The sequence below is a fragment of the Dyadobacter sandarakinus genome (assembly GCF_016894445.1).
GTDB lineage: Bacteria > Bacteroidota > Bacteroidia > Cytophagales > Spirosomataceae > Dyadobacter > Dyadobacter sandarakinus.
In genome coordinates this window covers 1,137,155-1,156,528 of sequence record NZ_CP056775.1, presented here as the reverse complement: position 1 = coordinate 1,156,528, position 19,374 = coordinate 1,137,155, and the positions used below count along the sequence as shown (strand labels likewise).

Below are 19,374 nucleotides of genomic sequence, written 5' to 3'. Positions count from 1 at the left end.
CATTGAACTTACCATTTGAAATGCAGGAGCGACACACCCTGGCGCGGCAACTGCATGGCGATGGTTGCTTTTCCGCTTTTCGGCTCGATCCACTGAGGGGAGGTCAGAAGTGCAAGCTGACCAGCTTTTTCGAGCTGCCGGATCTGCGTTTCGGTAGGCTGCTTGGGTGAACCCATCGCTTTCCAGACCTCGTAGGAATTGCTGTTTTCCTGATCAATGCGGTAGTGGCAGAGCATTACTTTTTGCGCGGGTAAACCCTGCACGGTCACCTGCACCGCTGCATCCGGTGCGGGCACGTTGTCGTCGTGATAGTTCCATACCATCACGGCGGCAGCATGCGCGCTTTTGGATGCAATACCATTGATATCAGCCTCTTTGCGTACACTTTCATCCCTCACCCTCCGGAAGTCATAGGCCAGGTTCTGCTTCACCTCCACACGGTTTCCCTCCATCATGCCAAACATCCTGAAGACATTCAGCACCGGCTTATCAACCCCGTTTGTTGCCAGGTCGCGGAAGCCCCGGAACCATTCCTGGTCCTCAAACTCAAACGACCAGCTTACTGCGCCCAGCAGGTTGACACCTCGTGCCGCTGCCAGGTCGTATTTGCGGGCAAAAGATGCAGCGGTATAGCTGGAATACATGGTACCATTGCGGTAGGCATTCTGAGGACTGACATCTTCGGAGCAGGCGGCGCATCCTTCCGGGTCAGACTCCCCGATGATGATCGGCAGCTTTTTCAGTGCCGGGTAAGAGGCGACGATCTCGAACCCCTTGTCCAGATCACGGAGCTGGGTACCCATGTTCATCTGCACGTGCCCGTCTACCACTTTCGGCGCACCTTTCGCGTGATAGGTAATGAAATCGATGGGCGTACCGGTTTTGCCGGTCACGTAATTTTTGCCGGTGGTAATGTGGTCAAGGAACTTACGCATGAAAGCCTCCGACTTGTCCCAGGCAGGCCCGGTCACTTCCGGACCTCCGATCCTGGCGGAGGGCAATGCGCGTTTGACGGCGTCGGCCGTGTAATCGTACAATTTAATGTATTCGTCGACGGTGCCTTTCCAGTAACTGATATTGGGTTCATTCCAGAGCTCCCAGTACCAGCTTTCCACTTCCTTGCGTCCGTATTTGTCAACCGAATGCCGGACCCACTGGTACACGAGCTCGCCCCATTTCTGGTAGTCCTTCGGCGGGTAAGCCCAGCCGAGGTAAATGTCGTCGTAATTGTCGCCCGGCTTCCAGTGATGCCGGTACGGCTCGGGCTTTGTGGAAAGTGCCTGCGGCATAAAGCCGATTTGTGCGATAGGCTTCATGCCTCTTTCCAGGTAAGTATCAAAGATCTTATCGACAATCGTCCAGTCATAAACCGCCTTTCCCTGCGCATCTTCTGTATAGGCATTCGTTGAACCCCATTTGAGTGCAGCCTCACCGTCCCCCGTCACCAGCAGGCTGTGTGCCCGCACGTACACGGGAACTTTGCTCAGCCGGGAGATTTCCGTGAGCAGCTTTTTCCCGTCTTTCATGTACGTGTAATTCGGCTCGTCGTAACCAAAGAACGCCCATATAGGCTGCATGGGCCCTTTGACTTTTGCGAGATCCACTTCAATCTGAACCGCCTGCTGCGGAGCCTGGCTGAATGCAGGTGTAAAAAGTGCCGTGCAACATACTGCCCGGATGATTGCAAGCCTGGATTTTCTGAAAAGCATGAAGAAGTTTTTGAGCAAAGGAAATGTCGCGTTTACATGATTTAAAGCAGGCATTTCAAGATTCATACTAGCTATACACGGGTTTTACCAGGTTATGCAGTCAGGTAAAAACCGCCTGTAACCCTCTTCAAATTCGAGAGAATTTCCCGCGAAGAAACGCTTTTCAGCATAGGAGAACCCTTTTTCCGGCTCGACAATCATCAGCTACACCAGCACGGCCGGCTTCAACAATAAGAAGGTTCCTGCAATGGTCATTGATCTCAGGATTGGAGCGCTTTCTGAAACTCCGTGGGCGATGAGCCGGTCTTTTGTTTGAAAAACTTATTGAATGACTGCGGATGCTCAAATCCCAGCATGAAGGCAACTTCGGCGGTAGTGGAAAGATCCCCCGCCAGCATCTCTTTCGCCTGTCCGATCAGCCGCAGATGAATGTGCTCCCGGGTTGTTTTGCCTGTCAGCGATTTGAGCATATCCGACAAATAACGCCCGGATACGTTCAGATGGTCGGCTAGTTCCTGGGTGGTTGGCAGGCCTTTCACCAATGCCTGCCGGTTGCTGATACGCTCCGTCAGGTAGGTGTTCATCCGGTCGATCAGCTCATGATTTACCGGTTTCCGCGTAAGAAATTGGCGATGGTAAAAACGATTGCAATGATTGAGCAGGAGTTCAAGCTGCGATACAAGCACAGTGTCGCTAAATGCATCTATGCTCGTTTTGAGCTCCGTCCCGATCGCCTCGAAGATGCCCGCCACGATCTGCTTCTCGCCCGCCGACAGGTACAAGGCCTCGGACAAAGCATAGGAGAAAAAACCATAGCGATGAATGCCCGCAGCAAGTGGATGCCTGTACAGCAGGTCGGGGTGAAAAAACAGGGCATAACCCTCATGCTCAGCAACATCATCCGACAAGCCGACCAGCTGGTTTGGCCCTACAAATGCAAGTCCGCCGTCGCGGAAATCGTATGAGCCCGGCCCGTATTTCGCCTGTCCGTGAAAACGGGATTTGAATACAATTTTGTAAAAATGAAGCAGGTACTGGCTTCCCGCATCAGAAAGATCGGGTTTATCCTGATCATAATTCACCAGCGTAATCAATGGGTGAAGCGGTCCCGGCAAATGCAGCCGCTTCATCAATGTGGCTATATTTTCAAAAACTGTAGGCTGACCTGACATCTCTTTTTTTCAAGTTGTTACATTCCGGATTTTACCATGCGCGGTCAATCCTGAACAGCAGGACGAATGACGATATCACCTACGTCCACATTATCCGGCTGACTGATGGCATAGGCGACCGCCTCGGCGATGGCCGCAGCAGGAATTGCAATTTCCTGTGCCTTTTGCTCGATCGCATTCCTAATCGCGTCATTTTTGATGTTGCTGGCAAATGGCGTAGCTACAAATCCCGGCGAAATGCCCGTCACGCGCCAGCGGCCCTGCGACTCCTGCCGTAATGCCTCGGTGATCGTCCGCACTGCGTTTTTGGTCGCTGCATACACGCCCATGGTGGGCACAATGCTGATGCCAGCGGTAGAAATAATGTTAATGATGTGGCCCGATCCCTGTGCCTGGAAGACGGGCAGCGCGGCGGCAATGCCGTACAGCACACCCTTCAGGTTAACATCGATCATCTGCTCCCAGCCTTCCACGTCCAGCTCTTCCATGCGCTGAAGCTGGCTCACGCCTGCATTGTTGATCATCACATCCAGTCTGCCAAAGCGGCTCACTGCCAGTGCGGCAAGACTTGCCACATCTTCCTTTTTGGTCACATCGGCCTGCTGCCAGACCGCCTCTCCTCCTGCCGCCAGGATGCGTCCGCCCACTTCCCTGATCAGATCAAGCCTGCGGGCTCCCAGTACGACTTTGGCTCCCCGGCTGGCGAGTAGTTCGGCCATGGCTTCACCCATTCCGCTGCTGGCGCCGGTGATGACGACTACTTTTCCTTCAATCCCGTTTTTCATTGTTTTTCAGATTTTACGGGAGCAAAGTTCGGCTGCCGGATCGTGCTTTATGTAGCCGAAACTGCCGGATGTGTAGTCACCAGTAACCAGCCTATCTGAAATTCACCACCTGCTCAAATGCAGCTTTGGGCTTGTAATTTTCGTCGAACAGCAGCGGGTAATCCTTGCGGCCCGGCACCGGAAAGTTGTCCAGCCAGGTCGATTTATCGGACACATTCCAGAATGTTACGCTGGTAATAGTCTCTTTGTGTTTCCTGAAAACGTCAAAAAGCATCTTGTAATGCGCGGTTTGCTTCGCAGTCATTTCCGGGGTCAGCACGCCGTCGTCGGTCGATTTCCTGGCACGCCGCTCGTGTTCTTTAGGGTATACCGACACGTCGAGTTCCGTTATTTGCACTTCCAGACCGAGGCTGGCGAATTGTGTGATCGATTTTTCAAGATCCGCCTGCGTGGGTTCGTAAATCGACCAGTGACCCTGTAAACCTACGCCGTGTATAGGGACATTTTTTGCTTTCAGTTTTTTCAATAGCTGATAGATCTTCTCTCTTTTTGCAGCGCTCTCGGTATTGTAATCATTGTAAAACAATTTGGCATCCGGGTCGGCAGCGTGGGCGTATTCGAAGGCTTTTTCAATGTAATCTTCGCCAATGATCTCGTAAAATTTCGATTTCCGGTAAATGCTCTCGCTGGTATCCGGCACCGCCTCATTCACCACATCCCATACATACACCTTACCTTTGTACCGGCCCGCAACTGCATTGATATGCTCCTTCAAACGATCAAGCAGCACCTCGCGTGAAACCTGTTTTCCTTCCTGATTCGTAAAAAACCAGCCGGGCGCCTGGCTGTGCCAGCACAGGTTGTGGCCGCGCACTTTCAAGCCATTTTTTTGCGCAAATGCCACGATCGCATCTGCCTGCTCCCAGGCATAGCGATTTGGCTCAGGATGGATCGGCCCCATTTTCATCGCATTCTCCGGGGTAATACTGCTGAATTGCGTGGTAATCAGTTCCGCCTCCGGCCCGCTCAGGTTGCGAGGCGCTACTGCTACCCCGATAGGAAAGTAGTTTTTGTAGGCTTCTTTTAAGGTCTTTTGTGCAACGGCGTTGTTCGGATTCGAGAGCAAAAAAGCCAAACCCATTCCGCAAAGCAGGCTGCTGGTGATTGTTGATGTTTTCATAGTTTTTTGAAGATCTTAGTTATTCGTTGTTATCTGGTTTTTGTTTGTTGAGCAACATTTTTGTCATGCTGAGCGGCCGGGGCCGCCCGGCGGTCGCCGGTAAGTACTTTATGAGCTGTCGCCTCTGCCCTTCGACATGAAGTACTTTTGAGCTGCCGCACCTACCCTTCGACTGCGCTCAGGGTGACAAAGGAGGTGTTGTCAATTGATGAACCAAACTTCTGCTTTTTATTTGTTGGTCAACATCTTTGTCATGCTGAGCGCAGTCGAAGCCGGAGGTCGCCGGTAAGTACTTTATTGGATGCCGCGTCTGCCCTTCGACTCCGCTCAGGGTGACAAAGGAGGTGTTTATTTTGTTGGTCAACATTTTTGTCATGCTGAGCGGACGGGGCCGCCCGGCGGTCGAAGCACTTTTCGCCAGTAAGTACTTTATGAGCTACCGCGCCGGCCCTTCGACCGCCCGTTGACCCCGTCCGCTCAGGGTGACAAAAAAGGACGTTCACACCTACTTAAAAACCAACTGTGCGAACCCATGCAAGTCATGCCGCCAGACTGGCCAGGTATGTCCGCCGCGGTATTCGCTGTACTGATACTTCACTCCGAGTTCATCGTACTTAGAGAGCATGATCTTGCAATTTTTGTAAGCAATATCTTCCTCCCCACCCATGGAAATCCAGAAGTTTCTCAGGTTTTTGTTAATGGTTGCTGCATTCTCTTTGGCAAAATCATAATGTGGTTTTGACAGCGCATCATTATTCGCAAACCAGCCCGAGCTGAAAACACCCAGCGAAGAGAACATATCCGTGTTTTTGACACCTGCATATAGTGTTTGAATCCCTCCCATCGACAAGCCTGCCAGCGCGCGGTGCGCCGCGTCGGCTTGCACGTGGAAGTTGGTTTCCACAAAAGGTATCGCGCCCATTTTCAGCTCACTTTCAAATGCTTTTAGAAAACCGTCGCCCGCAGTGGCCATGCTTCCGGGCCCCATCGGACTGCCTGGGTTTCCGTCCATCATCGCGATGATCATCGGTTTTGCCTTTCCGTCGGCGATCAGGTTATCAAGGATCAGGTTTGTTTTTCCCTGCGTGGCCCAGCCGCGCTGGTCTTCGCCTCCGCCGTGCAGCAGGTAGAGTACGGGATATTTTTCAGTAGACTTGTCGTAGCCTGGCGGCGTGTACACATACATTTCACGCCACGCATTGCTAGCTTTTGAAAAGAATTTTTGAATGCGGATATCTCCATGCGGCACGTCGCGCATCGCATAGTAGCCGCCTCCGCGGAATGGAATTTCAATGCCGCTCGCCATTCTGCCCATACCATAAAAAGTCTCGCTCGCCGGATCAGCCAAAGCCACACCGTCGATCAGCAGGGAATAGTAATGGAAACCCTCACCAATGGAATCCGTAGTGACAGACCAGAAACCAGCGGTATCTTTCACCATTTCATATTTTTTACCCAGATCGACCTGCACTTTTTGCGCCTGCGGGGCTTTGGTGCGGAACACGACGCGGTTATCAGGCAAAATCTGCGGGTACTGCGTATTGCGGATGTTAGTAGCCGCCGGCGTGCCCAGAATGGTATATTTTGGTAAAGAAGCTACGTCAACAGGTTTGAACAAAAACTGCGAAAACATGTAAAGCCCGTTTTTCCAAACCTTGAAATCATGCACGCCCGGCTCCAGATAATACACGTGAGGCACATCGTGCTCAAACATGTAATCGTGCGTGCGCTTGCTGAATGTAATCAGGCGATCGTTATCGCCGCAGGAAATAAAGAGCAGTTTTAGTTTTTTCTTCGCCTCTTCGGGATTGGGCATCAGCTCCTCAGGTTTCTTGGTATTGGGTGCCGACGAAAACCCTCCTACCCAGGCGAACTTATCCAGGTTACCCAGCCCGAAGTTCAGCGACTGTCCGCTGCCCATCGACAAGCCGGCGATCGCACGGTGCTCGCGATCAGTCAGTACCGGATATTTTTTTTCGACAAATGGGATCAGATCATTCAGCAGATCTTTTTCGAATGTCGCAAAAGCTTCCACCTTATCCGGCGCCATAATGTTACCCACGGCCCGGTCGTCTTTCATGGCGCGGCCATTAGGCATTACCACAATCATCGGCTCGATTTTCTTTTCGGCCAGCAGATTATCCAGGATCAGCTGCGGGTTACCGCCTTTGAGCCACTCTTTTTCATCCCCGCCGATACCATGCAGCAGATACAGCACCGGGTATTTTTTCTTTTTATTAAAACCTGGCGGCGTGTACACCAGCGCTTTCCGCGCATTGCCGACGGTCTTAGACTGATAACTTACCGAATCCAGCTTCCCGGCAGGCACCTCTTTCCGCAGCACATCATAACCTTTCGACATTTCCATCTGCATATCCTGGGCAGAAGCTACGGAGTTGACCAGCAGGATAGTTAGAAGAACAATCATCCCGCAAAATCTACGGGCCACTGCCAGGCTGGATTTCGAAATACCAGGCCTTGCGCCGTTCTTTTCATTTTGGTAAATAAAATGTGTCATAAGTCAACGGGTTTAATGATCCTCTACATGGAAATAATCAAAATCTGCAAAACCTCCGGCCGTCCGTGTGGCGTAATTGAACAAAGCGAACCGGTACCCCATAAAATGCGGCAGGGTGTACGACATTTTCAGCGGCGAGCCGATGGATTTCCAGGTCGCGCCGTCAGTGCTGTAATAAAATTGGGCAATGTCTTTCTTATCGGTAAAGTCGCAGTGCACTTTGAAATAGGCCTTTTTACCTTGTAGCGGAATACTTTGTACTTCGACCGCCGCGCCAGATTCCGCATTTATCATCACCACACTGGCCGTACCCCGTCCCATTTTCACGCCCACCAATCCGTATTTTTTCTGCAAAAGTCCTAGCCCAGCAAAGTCGCCTTCTTTCATGTTGGCGATGTCCACCGCAACCGAACCCGATGATTGCGGACCGAATGTGCGCTGCGTCAGCGTATTGCGGGCCGATACGAAAGAGGTATCTACCCGGCCGGTTTTGAGCCGCAAATACCCGGCACGTTCGGTTACCGACCATAGTGCATTGTCGGGATTATGGTTCCATTGCCATACCAGCGGCAATGCGGCCGCGCCTTTTTTGCGGGTAAATTCATCCGAAGCCACAATCCCCGGCATCAAACCTTTACTTTTTGGCAGGTCGAGGTTTTCGGGCACCTTGCCATCAACGCCGAGCACCGGCCAGCCGTCCTCCCACTTCACCGGAACCAGATAAGGAATACGCCCCACCGATCCATAATCGCGGAACAGGTACGAAAACCATTTGCCCTCAGGCGTTTCGATCAGCCCGCCCTGCGCCACGCCCATATCTGCAAGCCCGACGCGTCCCTCGTAAGGTCCGGTAATTTTGTCGGCGCGGTGAATGATCACGGTGCGCATACCGCCACGGGGCCAGGTAATGTTGAAGAGATAATATTTACCATTCACCTTGAAAAGCTGCGAACCTTCCGCCGGAAGCCCAGGCCCCGAACTTGCCGGGAAACTCGCATTCTCAATGATCACCTGCTCGGCGCTACCCGGCTTCACACCAGAAACCGCATCACGGAGCTCCACAAGTTTGATTTTCCCTGCTCCGTAAATCAGGTACACCCGACCGTCATCGTCAAAAAACAGGGAATGATCATGGTAGGATGGCTTGAAAGAAATAGATTTCCAGGGGCCTTTTTCAATATTCCTGGTGGTGAAAATGTAGGTCTTGCCCGTCGTCTGAGCGAATGTGGTCACATAGTAAGTGCCTTTGTGATAGCGTAGACTGCTCGCCCAGGAACCCCGCCCGTACGTATTTTTACCATTGAACAGGTTAAGCTCATCCACATTCGCCAGCGTATCATAGGCATAGCTAACCAGCTCCCAGTTTACCAGATCTTTCGACTTCATGATCGGGACGCCGGGGTTCATGTGCATGGTGGTGCTGCTCATGTAGTAGGTATCCCCGACCGGGATCATGGCGGCGTCGGGGACGTCGGCGAAGATGATCGGATTCCGCGCGGTTTGGCCAGCTGACATAAGCGATGTCAGAGCGAACATAAAAACCAGTAAACCGGATCGGAAAAACTGCGGGTTCATTTCAAATCAGCCAAATCTTAACTTACTCCATCGCCCCAATCAGCTCCACAAATGTTCCGTCAGGATCCTGCACCAGCACGAAGTGGGAATCTTTCGTCAATGGCGTCGGCGTGCTTCCCAGGAAAGTGACATTTTGTTCTTTCAGTCTGTCGATAATGGGTTTCAGCGACTTTACCTGAATGGTGATGTATTGCGGACCGGTATCATCCTGAATGAACTTCGACTTGGGATGATTTACTTTTTTGCCAAAACTCATCAGCTTCCAATCAGTGCCTTCCGAACCGTTTTCGAGTTTGAGAATGTTGACTTCCACGGCTTCACCGCCAGTTAAACCGCCGCGTTTGCCAAATTCAGCATTGATGGTAAAGTTCCCGGTTTTGACCATGCCGATTCCTTTGACATAAAAGTTCAGAGAACGTTCCATGTCTTCCACCACGACGCCTACTCCGATAGACTTACTTTTAAAATTGGATTGTGCGTAACTAACGCTGCCGGTTAGCAGGGTGAAAAACAACAGGCAGACTGCGGATACTAACTTTTTCATAGGTTAATTAAATGGTAAAAAAATGGAATAAACTGTTATTAAACTCGCTGGATATTATTTGGAAACTTTTTCAAACATCGGATCATTTCCGCTGTATTTCAGATATTTAAAGGAAGCAGAACTGGTGGTTTTCTCGCCGGATGAAGTCGCGTACATGCCGAGCAGACAGCCTATAAAACCACCTGCTTCTTTTGTACTCAAAAACTTGGCATCGAGCTTATCTTTCAGCAACTGCCATGAATTTCCTTTTGAAAAATAAAAACTATAAGTACCTCCCTCCGCTTCAATGCGCAGTTTGACCGGCGAGGCAGCATCTGTGAGCGGCATTTGCGTCACCAACTCCATTTCTTTGTCTTTCGGATTGGATTTGTAAAGCTGTATCACCGGTTTGTTCTGATCCAATGATTTGCTGATCAGATAAAAATGGCCCTCGTCCTGGAAGATCGTCAGGCCAGCTTTTTCTTTTTCCGATTTGGGAGAAAAGTTGAGCTCGGTTTCGGTGGTGCAGTACAAATGCTGCTGGCGCTTGCCGATAAAAGAGGGGTTACCGAGTTCCATGATGGTTTCGGGTTTCAACTTTAATGTCAGGCCATTTTTTGCAGAAAGAGAAAAAGAACTGCTGTCGATCGTCCGCATGAAAAGCATCGCCGGGTCGAGGGATTTTTCGAAAGTAAGTGTATAACTGAAATTCCCTGCCTGCGGAAGTGCACCGGGCTGCTTTACCTCGGGGAATGAGGCTTTGTACTGGTACTGGATTTCTTTGGTGTCGGGATTAATGACCGGCCACTCGTCTTTCCACGTGACCGGCGCGATGAATGTTTCCCGGCCCGTATTGTAGTAGTCGCCCTCGTAAGGTCTTACCGCCAGAAAAATCGCGTACGTTTTGCCATCGGGTCCATCCACAAACTGCGCATGCCCGGCTGATGTTACCGGGTCTTTGCGATCCTCCGGCAATCCTCTTTGGGTTAAAATAGGGTTATTTTCGTAAGGAACATAAGGTCCCCAGACGGATTTACTTCGGAAAACCACTTCGGTATGGTTTACAGACGTACCTCCCTCCGCTGCATACAGATAGTACCAGCCAAACCGTTTCATAATATGCGGCGCCTCAATCCAGACCGGCTTTTTACTCAGATCCACCCCACCATTGACCAGCTGCTTCTCCTCCCCGATCACCTTCAATGTGACCGGATCCATTTCATAAATGCGGATCGTGCGGTGACCGGAATACAGCGGCTTATGATCCGGCGCGTCGCTGTTGTAAATGATATATGCTTTGTTATCCTCATCAAAAAACAGCGAAGGATCAATGCCGCGGACCTGCGGAATGCGTACCGGATCGCTCCAAGGACCTGCCGGGTTTTTAGCCGTAGCAACAAAATTCCCATCATGGTCAATGTCCGTGCAGGTGACGTAGAATGTCCCTTTATGGTAGCTGATTGCCGGCGCAAAAAGTCCACGGGTCAGTTTTTCACCCATGAAATCCATCTGCGACGGCCGGTCGATCACATTGCCGATCTGCTTCCAGTTTTTAAGGTCTTTGCTATGAAAAACGGGGATGCCGGGAAAATAGGAGAATGTGGAATTGACCAGGTAATAATCCTTTCCCACCTGCACTACGCTGGGGTCGGGGTAGAAGCCTGTCAGTATCGGATTGACCAAAGTAATTGACTGCGCCGACGCATTATTTGTCGCCACAAGGCACAAAAAGGCGAAAACAGTCCTGAGAAAAAGCCTGTGCATTTCAATATTGAATAACTGTTAAAAAAATTATTGGGCTGAAAACGAATACACTTTACCCGCCTGCGTCGGCAGGTCGTAGAGCATTGTTTCTTTTAATGTTGCCTTTTCCTGATTTGCTTTGGGTGAAATAACCGGCGTCGCGATCTGGTCGGTGGAATAGAATGCATTCGGATTTTCGCCGAAACCATCTTTCAATGTTCCGGTGGCCAGTTTCAATGCATTCGGCACGCGCAGCCGCAGGTTACCTCCTAGTTTCGAGCGGATTTCCACCTTGGTCAGCTTAGAGCCCCTCCACTGCATATTGACAATTTCAAAACCGCCGCGCGCCACAAGACCAGTAATGCTGCCCTCTTTCCAGACATCGGGCAAGGCAGGCAGCAAGTGAATCGCACCATCCGCACTTTGCATCAGCATTTCCGTAATGCCTGAGGTGCAGCCAAAGTTACCATCGATCTGAAAGGGCGGGTGCGCGTCAAACAGGTTGTTGTAAGTACCGCCGCCGCGATTGCTCGGGGGACTTAACTGGTCCTGAATCAATTTGTAAGCGTGATTTCCATCCTGCAGCCGCGCCCACCAGTTCACTTTCCAGCCCATACTCCAACCGGTCGAAACATCGCCGCGGTGGTTCAGGGTAGTCCTTGCTGCGGAGAAAAGTTCGGGATTCCGGTAGGCTGAAATCTGGGAAGCCGGGAACAATCCGTACAAATGCGACACGTGGCGGTGATCGTCTTTAGGATCATCCACATCGTCGAGCCACTCCTGCAACTGACCGTACTGGCCCACATGCATCGGCGGCAGCTGCTTGCGTTTTTGGCGCAATGTGTCGATGAATGCATCTTCCTTTTTCAAAATCTCTGCTGCCCGGATCGCCGAAGTAAACACGTCGAAGGCGATCTGATTATCCATGGTAGTACCCGCGTCGAGCGAAGACCCTTCGTGCGCGGCCGGAGCATTTTCGGGCGAGCTGCCCGGATTGGTTACCAGCCAGTGGTATTTGGGATGTTCAATCAGGTAGTCGGTATAAAAAGTGGCGGAGCCTTTGAGTATCGGATAAATTTTCGCCAGAAACGCTTTGTCGCCGGTGTACAGATAATGCTCCCACAAATGCTGGCTCGTCCAGCCGCCGCCCGCAATCCACATGCCCCAGAAAGCGCCGTCGATCGCGCCTGTAGCACGCCAAATATCCGTATTATGATGCGCCATCCAGCCGCGCGCGCCGTACATGACCTTCGCAGTTTCCCGCCCGGTTTCTGACAATTCACTCACCATTCTCAGAAAAGGCTCATGCAGTTCGGAAAGGTTTGTCTTCTCCGCCGGCCAGTAATTCATCTGCGCATTGATGTTGATCGTATACTTGCTATCCCAGGGCGGCCGCATTTTGTTGTTCCAGATTCCCTGCAGATTGGCAGGCTGCCCGCCCGGCTGTGAGCTGGAAATCAGCAGGTAGCGCCCATATTGGTAGTACAATGTCACCAGCGCCGGATCATTCGCAGTTTTAAAGTTTTTAAGCCGCTCGTCAATCGGCAAATTGGCCGCATCGGAAGTGCCCAGATCTAACTTCACCCGATTAAAGTACTTCTGAAAAGCCGCCACATGCGACTTCAAAATCGTATCAAAAGATTTAGAATACGCTTTGCTCAAATACCCGCTCGCCAGCTTATTTTCATCCCCACTCAATTCGTGGTAATTCGTGAAATTTGTGGCAACAGAAACATAAATAGTTGCCGCATTCGCATCCTTGACCATCAATGTACTATCCCCCGCAGATACACTCCCGCCCTCCGTCTTAATTTTAGTAATCGCCTTAAACCGGATTGCTCCTTTCACACCCTCATGGTCCGCACCCGTCGCTGCAAGCGTCAGTTCTTTCGCAGGTGTTACCTGAAATTTCGCCCCTGGATTCAATGTTGCGTAAGAAGCTGCGAAGGACAATTTGCCCGGCTTATCAGCCGTGAGCCGCACCGCAATTACCTGATCAGGAAGAGAAGAAATTACTTCCCGGGTAAATGTCACGCCATCCACCTGGTAGCTGGTTTTGGCGACCGCCCGCTCAATGTCCAGTTCGCGGTAATAGTTTTGAAAACTTTCGTGACCAGGAAATGTCAAATGCAGCTCGCCCACCGGCAAATACATTTGTCCGTGCGACTTCTTGGTGATAATCGCCTGGTTGGCAAGCTTCTCCGCCTCTTTTTGTTTTCCGTCAAAAATCAGTTTGCGAATTTCCGGCAAGGCGGCCAGCGCCGCCGGGTTATCGTTCCGGTTTGGGCTTCCCGACCAGAATGTACTCTCGTTCAGCTGGATCGTTTCGTCGGCGACATTTCCATACACCATGCCACCGAGTCTGCCGTTTCCGACCGGCAAAGCATTTTCCCAGGTTTTGCCGGAAGGGGTATTATACCAGAGTTTAAGTGATTGCTGATTTTGAGAAAAAACACAATGGGCCTGTACCAGCAAAAGCAAGCAAAAAAGATATACGGGTTTCATGAATGTTGATACGTAACTGATTAAATCCTGACACTTTTACCCGAAGCGGCAGACTTGTAAATCGCCTCCACCACCCGGATGTCGCGCAATCCTTCCTCACCCGGCGCAATCAGGTCGGTATTGTTCATGATCGCCATGCAGTCCTCGTCCATTTGCTTAGCCTGCTGACTTTTGATTGGAAAATTGATGATGGTACCGTCCGACATACTGCCTTTATTTCCATTGTAGCCCGACTGCGGTTCCAGTTTCAGCCAGCCTTTTTCATAATTGACTTGCAGGTAATTCATATTGATACCAAAGCTCGTCTGGCAGGCAGCCTTTGCGCCGCTTGGGAAATCGAGCATAAACATCATCGTCTCTTCCACTTCTTTATAAATCTCCGGACGCGTGGTAGAAGCCTGCGCGATCACACTGACCGGCTCCTCACCCGTGGCCAGCCTGGCGCCCTGCAATGCATACACACCCATATCGCCCATTACGCCGCCGCCCAATGCTTTTTTCTGCTTCCAGTGATCGGTGCGTGCATCGAAATAGCCGGCGGCACTGTTCACCATTTTCACTTTTCCGAATTTCTGGTCTTTGGCCACCTTCATATAAGCCTGAATATTCGGGTCGTGCTGGCAGCGGTAGCCGATCGCCAGCTTCACTTTATTGGCTTTGCAGGCGGCGATCATCGCTTCACAATCCGCCACCGAAGGCGCCATCGGTTTTTCACAAAACACATGTTTGCCCGCTTTGGCGGCACGTACCACAAACTCACGGTGCATGGAAGGCGGCAGTACCACGTACACAATATCGATATCCGGGTTGTCGGCGATCTTGTCGAAGTTCTGGTAGGTGTAAATGTTCTTTTCCGGGATGTTGTACTTGGTTTTCCAGGTTTCTGCTTTGGATGGCGTGCCCGTCACAATGCCTGCCAGATAGCATTTCTCCGTCATCTGCAGCGCGGGAGCCAGCAGGTCGGTACTGTAATAGCCCAGTCCTACCAGTGCAATACCCAGCTTTTCCTTCCTTGGTCCGGTTGCAGCCACCAGCGGGTGACCGGAGAATAATGTTGCTGCACCGGCTATTGTTAATGTTGACAAAAAGTCTCGTCTTTCCAGATTCATGTTTTCTGTTGATAATGGTAATATTGATAAAAAAGGCACTTTCCAGGCCTTTCAGACAGATCTGCTGAAAATAAGCTCAGGGCTCGATGGTCTGAATACTCCCGTCCTTTTCGCGCACAAGCTCACGAACTTTGATGTTGCGCAGGTGCGTCTTGCCCGAAAGCTCCACGTCGTGGTAGAAGATGTACCATTTGCCCTTAAACTCAATGATCGAATGGTGGGTAGTCCAGCCGGAAACAGGTTTCATGATGACACCTTTGTACGTAAACGGCCCATATGGCGAGTCACCCACTGCATAGGCCAGCAAGTGCGTATCGCCCGTAGAGTATGAGAAATAATATTTATCACCCAGACGGTGCATCCAGGCTCCTTCAAAAAAACGCCTGTCCGCGTCTTTGGCGAGCAATGGTGTTCCGTTTTCATCCAGAAGCTGCACATCCTTCGGGGCTTCGTCAAATGCCTGCATATTGTCCTTCATCCGGGCTACCTTCGCGCTCAGGGCCGGCTCGTTTTCATGTCCTTTTCCAAGATCCGTTTTCAGACTTGCATCGTATTTACCCGTATGCCAGCGCTGCAGCTGTCCGCCCCAGATACCACCAAAGTACATGTATGCTTTTCCGTCTTTATCCGTAAAAACCGCCGGATCAATGCTGTAACTGCCCGCGATCGGGTTTGCAGCGGGCTTGAAGGGACCTGTCGGAGACTTGCTTGTAGCGACTCCGATGCGGAACACATCTTTTTTATCCTTTACCGGAAAATAGAGGTAATAAGTACCATTCTTATAAGCGGCATCGGGCGCCCAGAGCTGGCGGCCTGCCCAGGGAATATCCTTTACATCCAGTGCTACGCCGTGGTCCTTCGCAGGTGCATTGATATCATCCATTGAAAAAACATGGTAGTCGCGCATGTTAAAATGCCCGCCCTCATCATCTTCCGCCACATTGGCTTCAATGTCGTGGGAAGGATAAATGTAGATTTTCCCATTGAAAACATGCGCTGACGGATCGGCCGTATAAATTTCCTTCACGAGTGGCTGCGGCTTGGATTGCGCAAAACCGTTTTGAAGGGAAGCACAGCAAAATGCCACTGCAAGGGGTAAGATACTTTTGTAGACCATAGGAGTTGTATGCGTTTATTTTAAAGATGCTTTCGTAACCTGTTCACCCTGATCGGCCCGGAGTTGATAGCAGTCAGCAGCCACTTCTCGTGCGCGTTTCTTTTGATTAAAAGACTTCTCCGTGCATCGCCGGGGATCATCAACCCGCTTTCTGCACAGCCCACAGACCTGAACTTTCCTTTTCCATTGCCCAGGAGCAGCAGTCCCGTAGAAGCGTCCTGTCTGCCCATATTTACTTCATTCGGATAAAAATTACCAGTCAGGATGGCATCCGGATGCCCGTCCTCATTCACATCATCCACCACAATCCCGAATACAGGTGCTTTCTGCGCCTCAACCGGGAGCTCGTGCATGGCGAACCTCCCGTTCCCGAGATTTTCGATGTAGGCGCTCGTCAGGCAGGTAACTTCAGCCGTGTAGGCGCCCCTGGTTTCCTCCCCGGTCAGCAGGTCCTCAAAGGTTACGCTGGCATAGTCGGCGTAATGCGGAAACCTGCGGCGGAACTGGATCACCTGCTGGTTCAGCGCGTCCCTGGGCACGGCCGGGTGGCGCTTGCCCTGTATAAAGTAGCCCATCAAAGGGTCAAAAATGCCATCATTGTTAAAGTCTTTGGCCACCATCCGCATGGGTTCTTTTTCCGATGCACGATAAAATGTATTCAGCCCTTCATTGCCGGCGATGAAATCCACATCGCCGTCGTGATCAAAATCACCCGCTGCAAGTGCATTCCACCAGCCCGTAAACCGGCCCAGATCATTCGCCTGGGTACGCAGTGATTTTCCCTTCTGATTTTCAAAAATCCGCACGGGCATCCACTCACCTGCAATTACCAGGTCATCAAACCCATCGCGATTGGTATCGGTCCAGAGGGCGGCGCAAACCATGCCGGCATGCAGCAGGTCGGGGCAAAAACGGGCGGTCACATCGGTGAAATGCCCGCGGCCATCGTTTTGCAGGAGGTAACTGCTTGCAGGCAGCGGATACTTACCCGGAATACTTCGCCCGCCGATAAAAACATCCTGGTCGCCATCCTTATCAAAATCATTGGTAACAATGCATGACCCGCTCACAGTCAGGTCGGGAAAGGCTCCGCGGGGTGCCGGATTGAAGTTGCCGGTTCCGTCATTCAGATACATTTGCACTTTATAACCTGACTTTTCCGAAGCCGGAAGCTCGATTCCTCCATTCACAATGATGAGATCCTGGTCGCGATCACCGTCCACATCCACGAATGCAGCAGCGCAGTTTTCATGCAGGGAATCTTTGGAAAAAACGCGTTTCTCAAATCCGCCATCGCTTTTCTGCATAAAAATAGCGGGCTTGCTTCCCTGGTAACTGCCCCCGGCAAATACGTCTTCGAGCCCATCCCCGTTTACATCCGCAGCCGCCATCGGAAAGCCGGTTCTCGACAGCATCTTGTGCATTGTAGCAGTTTGCTTGAAGTCGACAAAGTTGGATTCCCTGTGCTGAAAGTTGAATGGATGCTGATCCGTAATATCGGTAAAGTAAGTGCCCGCCGTGGTGACTTCAGTTTTACTGTTTGGAGCCCTGGCTTCTTTCTGGTTCAGGACAAGCATCTTTTGGCCGGCAGTGAGCTTGTATAATTTTTGCGATTTTCCACCCGGCCAGACTACTTCCAGACTATCTACCAGTTCCCTCGCCCCCAGGCCAAAGTGCAGCACCGGCTCTACCGAAGACTGAAAACCCCGCACGACACCCAGCTCTGCGTACTGTGGCTTGCTGTCGTTCCAGATGGTGACTTTGCTACCAATCCCGTCCAGGTTTCCTTTTTCACCTTTAAAATTGATATTTAAAAAACGGCAAGCCGGCCTTCCTGCACTCTTGTTTTCGTAGATAAAGGCTACTGCATCTATGTTATTGACGATCAGGTCCAGATCTCCGTCCCCATCAAGATCTGCATAGGCAGCTCCATTGGAATACGAAAGCTCGTCCAGCCCCCATTCTCTGGAAACATTGGCAAAATTAAGGTCGCCCCGGTTTTTGTAAGCGTAGTTGGCAATCTGGACTTCCGGTACTTTTCCGATCAGCTCCAATGCATTCTGCTGCTTGAAGTTGTTGGTACCAAACTCCCCGAAATCTTCCTTAAACTGGATAAAATCACGGTCTGTCACGTCGCGGCGGTAGCCGTTTGTGATAAATACATCCTTCTGTCCGTCATTGTCAAAATCGGCGATGAGCGGTGCCCAGCTCCAATCCGTTTTGGCGATTCCTGCCAGCAGGCCCACTTCGCTGAACATGGGCGTCCCGCTTTTTTCCTGGCCGGGAAATGCGCCCTGATTTACCTGAAGCATATTTCGCATGTACTGCAGCTGGTAGCCATACTGCTCCGAAATACTCATTTCTTTGCGGTCGTAATCCTGTCCGGCCAGCATTTTCTTTTGCCTGAAATTATCCTCGGGCAGCATATCCAGCTGGAAAATATCGGGATAAGTATCATTATTAAGGTCGGCAACATCCACGCCCATGCCGTAGAGGCTCGTGTGGGCAGTCGCCTCCCGGATCACGTTCCTGAATGCCGGGCTGTGACCTGCCAAGCCTTCATTGAGATAGAGTATATCGCTGCTGATGAAGTCATTGGAACAATAAATGTCCGGCAAACCGTCTTTGTTGAGGTCGCTCACGGCAAGTCCCAGGCCCAGTCCTTCGAAGCGGATGCCGGCGTCTTTAGAAATGTTTTGAAAAACCGGCACGCCATCCGGCCCGCTGCCTTCATTGCGGTAAAGCTTGCCGGTACTGGGGAAAGAGCCGTCATGGTACGTCCTGCGCAGGTAATTAGGATTCTGCACATCCGGAGCCGAATTAAGCAGAAATGCATCCAGGTCGCCGTCCAGGTCTGCGTCGAAAAAGGCAGTCTGAACCGTAAATGCAGGATCATTGAGTCCGTATTCTTTTGCCATCTCACGAAATGCCGGAATGCGATCCTTATTGTTACCCTGGTTAACAAACAGCAGGTTTTCGCCCGAAGGCATTTTGAGGTGCCGTGCTACGCTGACGTAAATATCCAGCAAGCCGTCCTGGTTGATGTCCACCATTGAAATGCCCGTGCACCAGCGGTTCGTCTGCACACCTGCCTGGGCCGTAATATCTTCAAACCCCCAGGCTCCCGATAATGTATCGATTTTGCTCAGGTACAACCGGCAGCTCACCTGGTTGCCTCCGAAGAAAATGTCCGGTTTGCCATCATTGTTCACATCCCCCACGCCTACCCCGCCTCCATTGTAGAAATTGGTAAAAGTGAAAGGATTCACCGAATCGTTCGGCGTTAATGTGTTCGAAAATGCAATGCTGGTTTCTCCGGAGTCATGCAGGACAAAAAGGGTCTCCTGCTTCTTGCCACAGCGGGCAAAAAGCAGGAGCGAAGCGATAACACACCCAAAGACACGCGTGATGTACATGTAAATCAATACTTCATGATTA

At 51.2% G+C, this 19,374-nt stretch carries 12 protein-coding genes; all 12 read right to left on the bottom strand.

The features are described 5' to 3' along the window. Positions 1-8 precede the first annotated feature (8 nt). Positions 9-1,709 (bottom strand): GH39 family glycosyl hydrolase, encoded by a 1,701-nt coding sequence (locus HWI92_RS04620; RefSeq protein WP_204661019.1) that lies wholly within the window; start codon positions 1,707-1,709, stop codon positions 9-11. A gap of 260 nt (positions 1,710-1,969) precedes the next feature. Then, positions 1,970-2,881 (bottom strand): helix-turn-helix domain-containing protein, encoded by a 912-nt coding sequence (locus tag HWI92_RS04615; protein WP_229248903.1) that lies wholly within the window; start codon positions 2,879-2,881, stop codon positions 1,970-1,972. A 44-nt stretch (positions 2,882-2,925) separates the two neighbouring features. Then, complete coding sequence (locus tag HWI92_RS04610) at positions 2,926-3,666, bottom strand: SDR family oxidoreductase (RefSeq protein ID WP_204661017.1); 741 nt, start codon at positions 3,664-3,666, stop codon at positions 2,926-2,928. 91 nt (positions 3,667-3,757) lie between these two features. Further along, on the bottom strand, positions 3,758-4,807 hold the full coding sequence (locus tag HWI92_RS04605; RefSeq protein WP_229249347.1) for an endo-1,4-beta-xylanase: 1,050 nt from the start codon (positions 4,805-4,807) through the stop codon (positions 3,758-3,760). Between the two features lie 544 nt (positions 4,808-5,351). Continuing rightward, positions 5,352-7,220, bottom strand: a complete 1,869-nt coding sequence (locus HWI92_RS04600; protein WP_374757891.1) for an alpha/beta hydrolase-fold protein — start codon at positions 7,218-7,220, stop codon at positions 5,352-5,354. 156 nt (positions 7,221-7,376) lie between these two features. Further along, on the bottom strand, positions 7,377-8,879 hold the full coding sequence (locus HWI92_RS04595; RefSeq protein ID WP_229248900.1) for a glycoside hydrolase family 43 protein: 1,503 nt from the start codon (positions 8,877-8,879) through the stop codon (positions 7,377-7,379). An 82-nt stretch (positions 8,880-8,961) separates the two neighbouring features. Beyond that, positions 8,962-9,483, bottom strand: coding sequence for a VOC family protein (locus HWI92_RS04590; RefSeq protein ID WP_204661012.1), 522 nt, complete (start codon positions 9,481-9,483; stop codon positions 8,962-8,964). A gap of 54 nt (positions 9,484-9,537) precedes the next feature. Further along, positions 9,538-11,226 carry a glycoside hydrolase family 43 protein gene (locus HWI92_RS04585; protein ID WP_204661010.1) on the bottom strand — a complete coding sequence of 563 codons (1,689 nt, stop codon included), beginning with the start codon at positions 11,224-11,226 and terminating at the stop codon, positions 9,538-9,540. A 27-nt stretch (positions 11,227-11,253) separates the two neighbouring features. Further along, positions 11,254-13,710: a glycoside hydrolase family 95 protein gene (locus HWI92_RS04580; RefSeq protein ID WP_204661008.1), complete on the bottom strand. Its 2,457-nt coding sequence runs from the start codon at positions 13,708-13,710 to the stop codon at positions 11,254-11,256. 20 nt (positions 13,711-13,730) lie between these two features. Next, entirely contained in the window at positions 13,731-14,819 is a 1,089-nt protein-coding gene (locus HWI92_RS04575) for a Gfo/Idh/MocA family protein (protein ID WP_204661006.1), read from the bottom strand. A 76-nt stretch (positions 14,820-14,895) separates the two neighbouring features. After that, positions 14,896-15,936 carry a glycoside hydrolase family 43 protein gene (locus HWI92_RS04570; protein WP_204661004.1) on the bottom strand — a complete coding sequence of 347 codons (1,041 nt, stop codon included), beginning with the start codon at positions 15,934-15,936 and terminating at the stop codon, positions 14,896-14,898. A 20-nt stretch (positions 15,937-15,956) separates the two neighbouring features. Continuing rightward, a complete protein-coding gene (locus HWI92_RS04565) occupies positions 15,957-19,352 on the bottom strand; it encodes a VCBS repeat-containing protein (protein ID WP_204661002.1) in 3,396 nt (1,131 codons plus the stop codon). Positions 19,353-19,374: the final 22 nt, after the last annotated feature.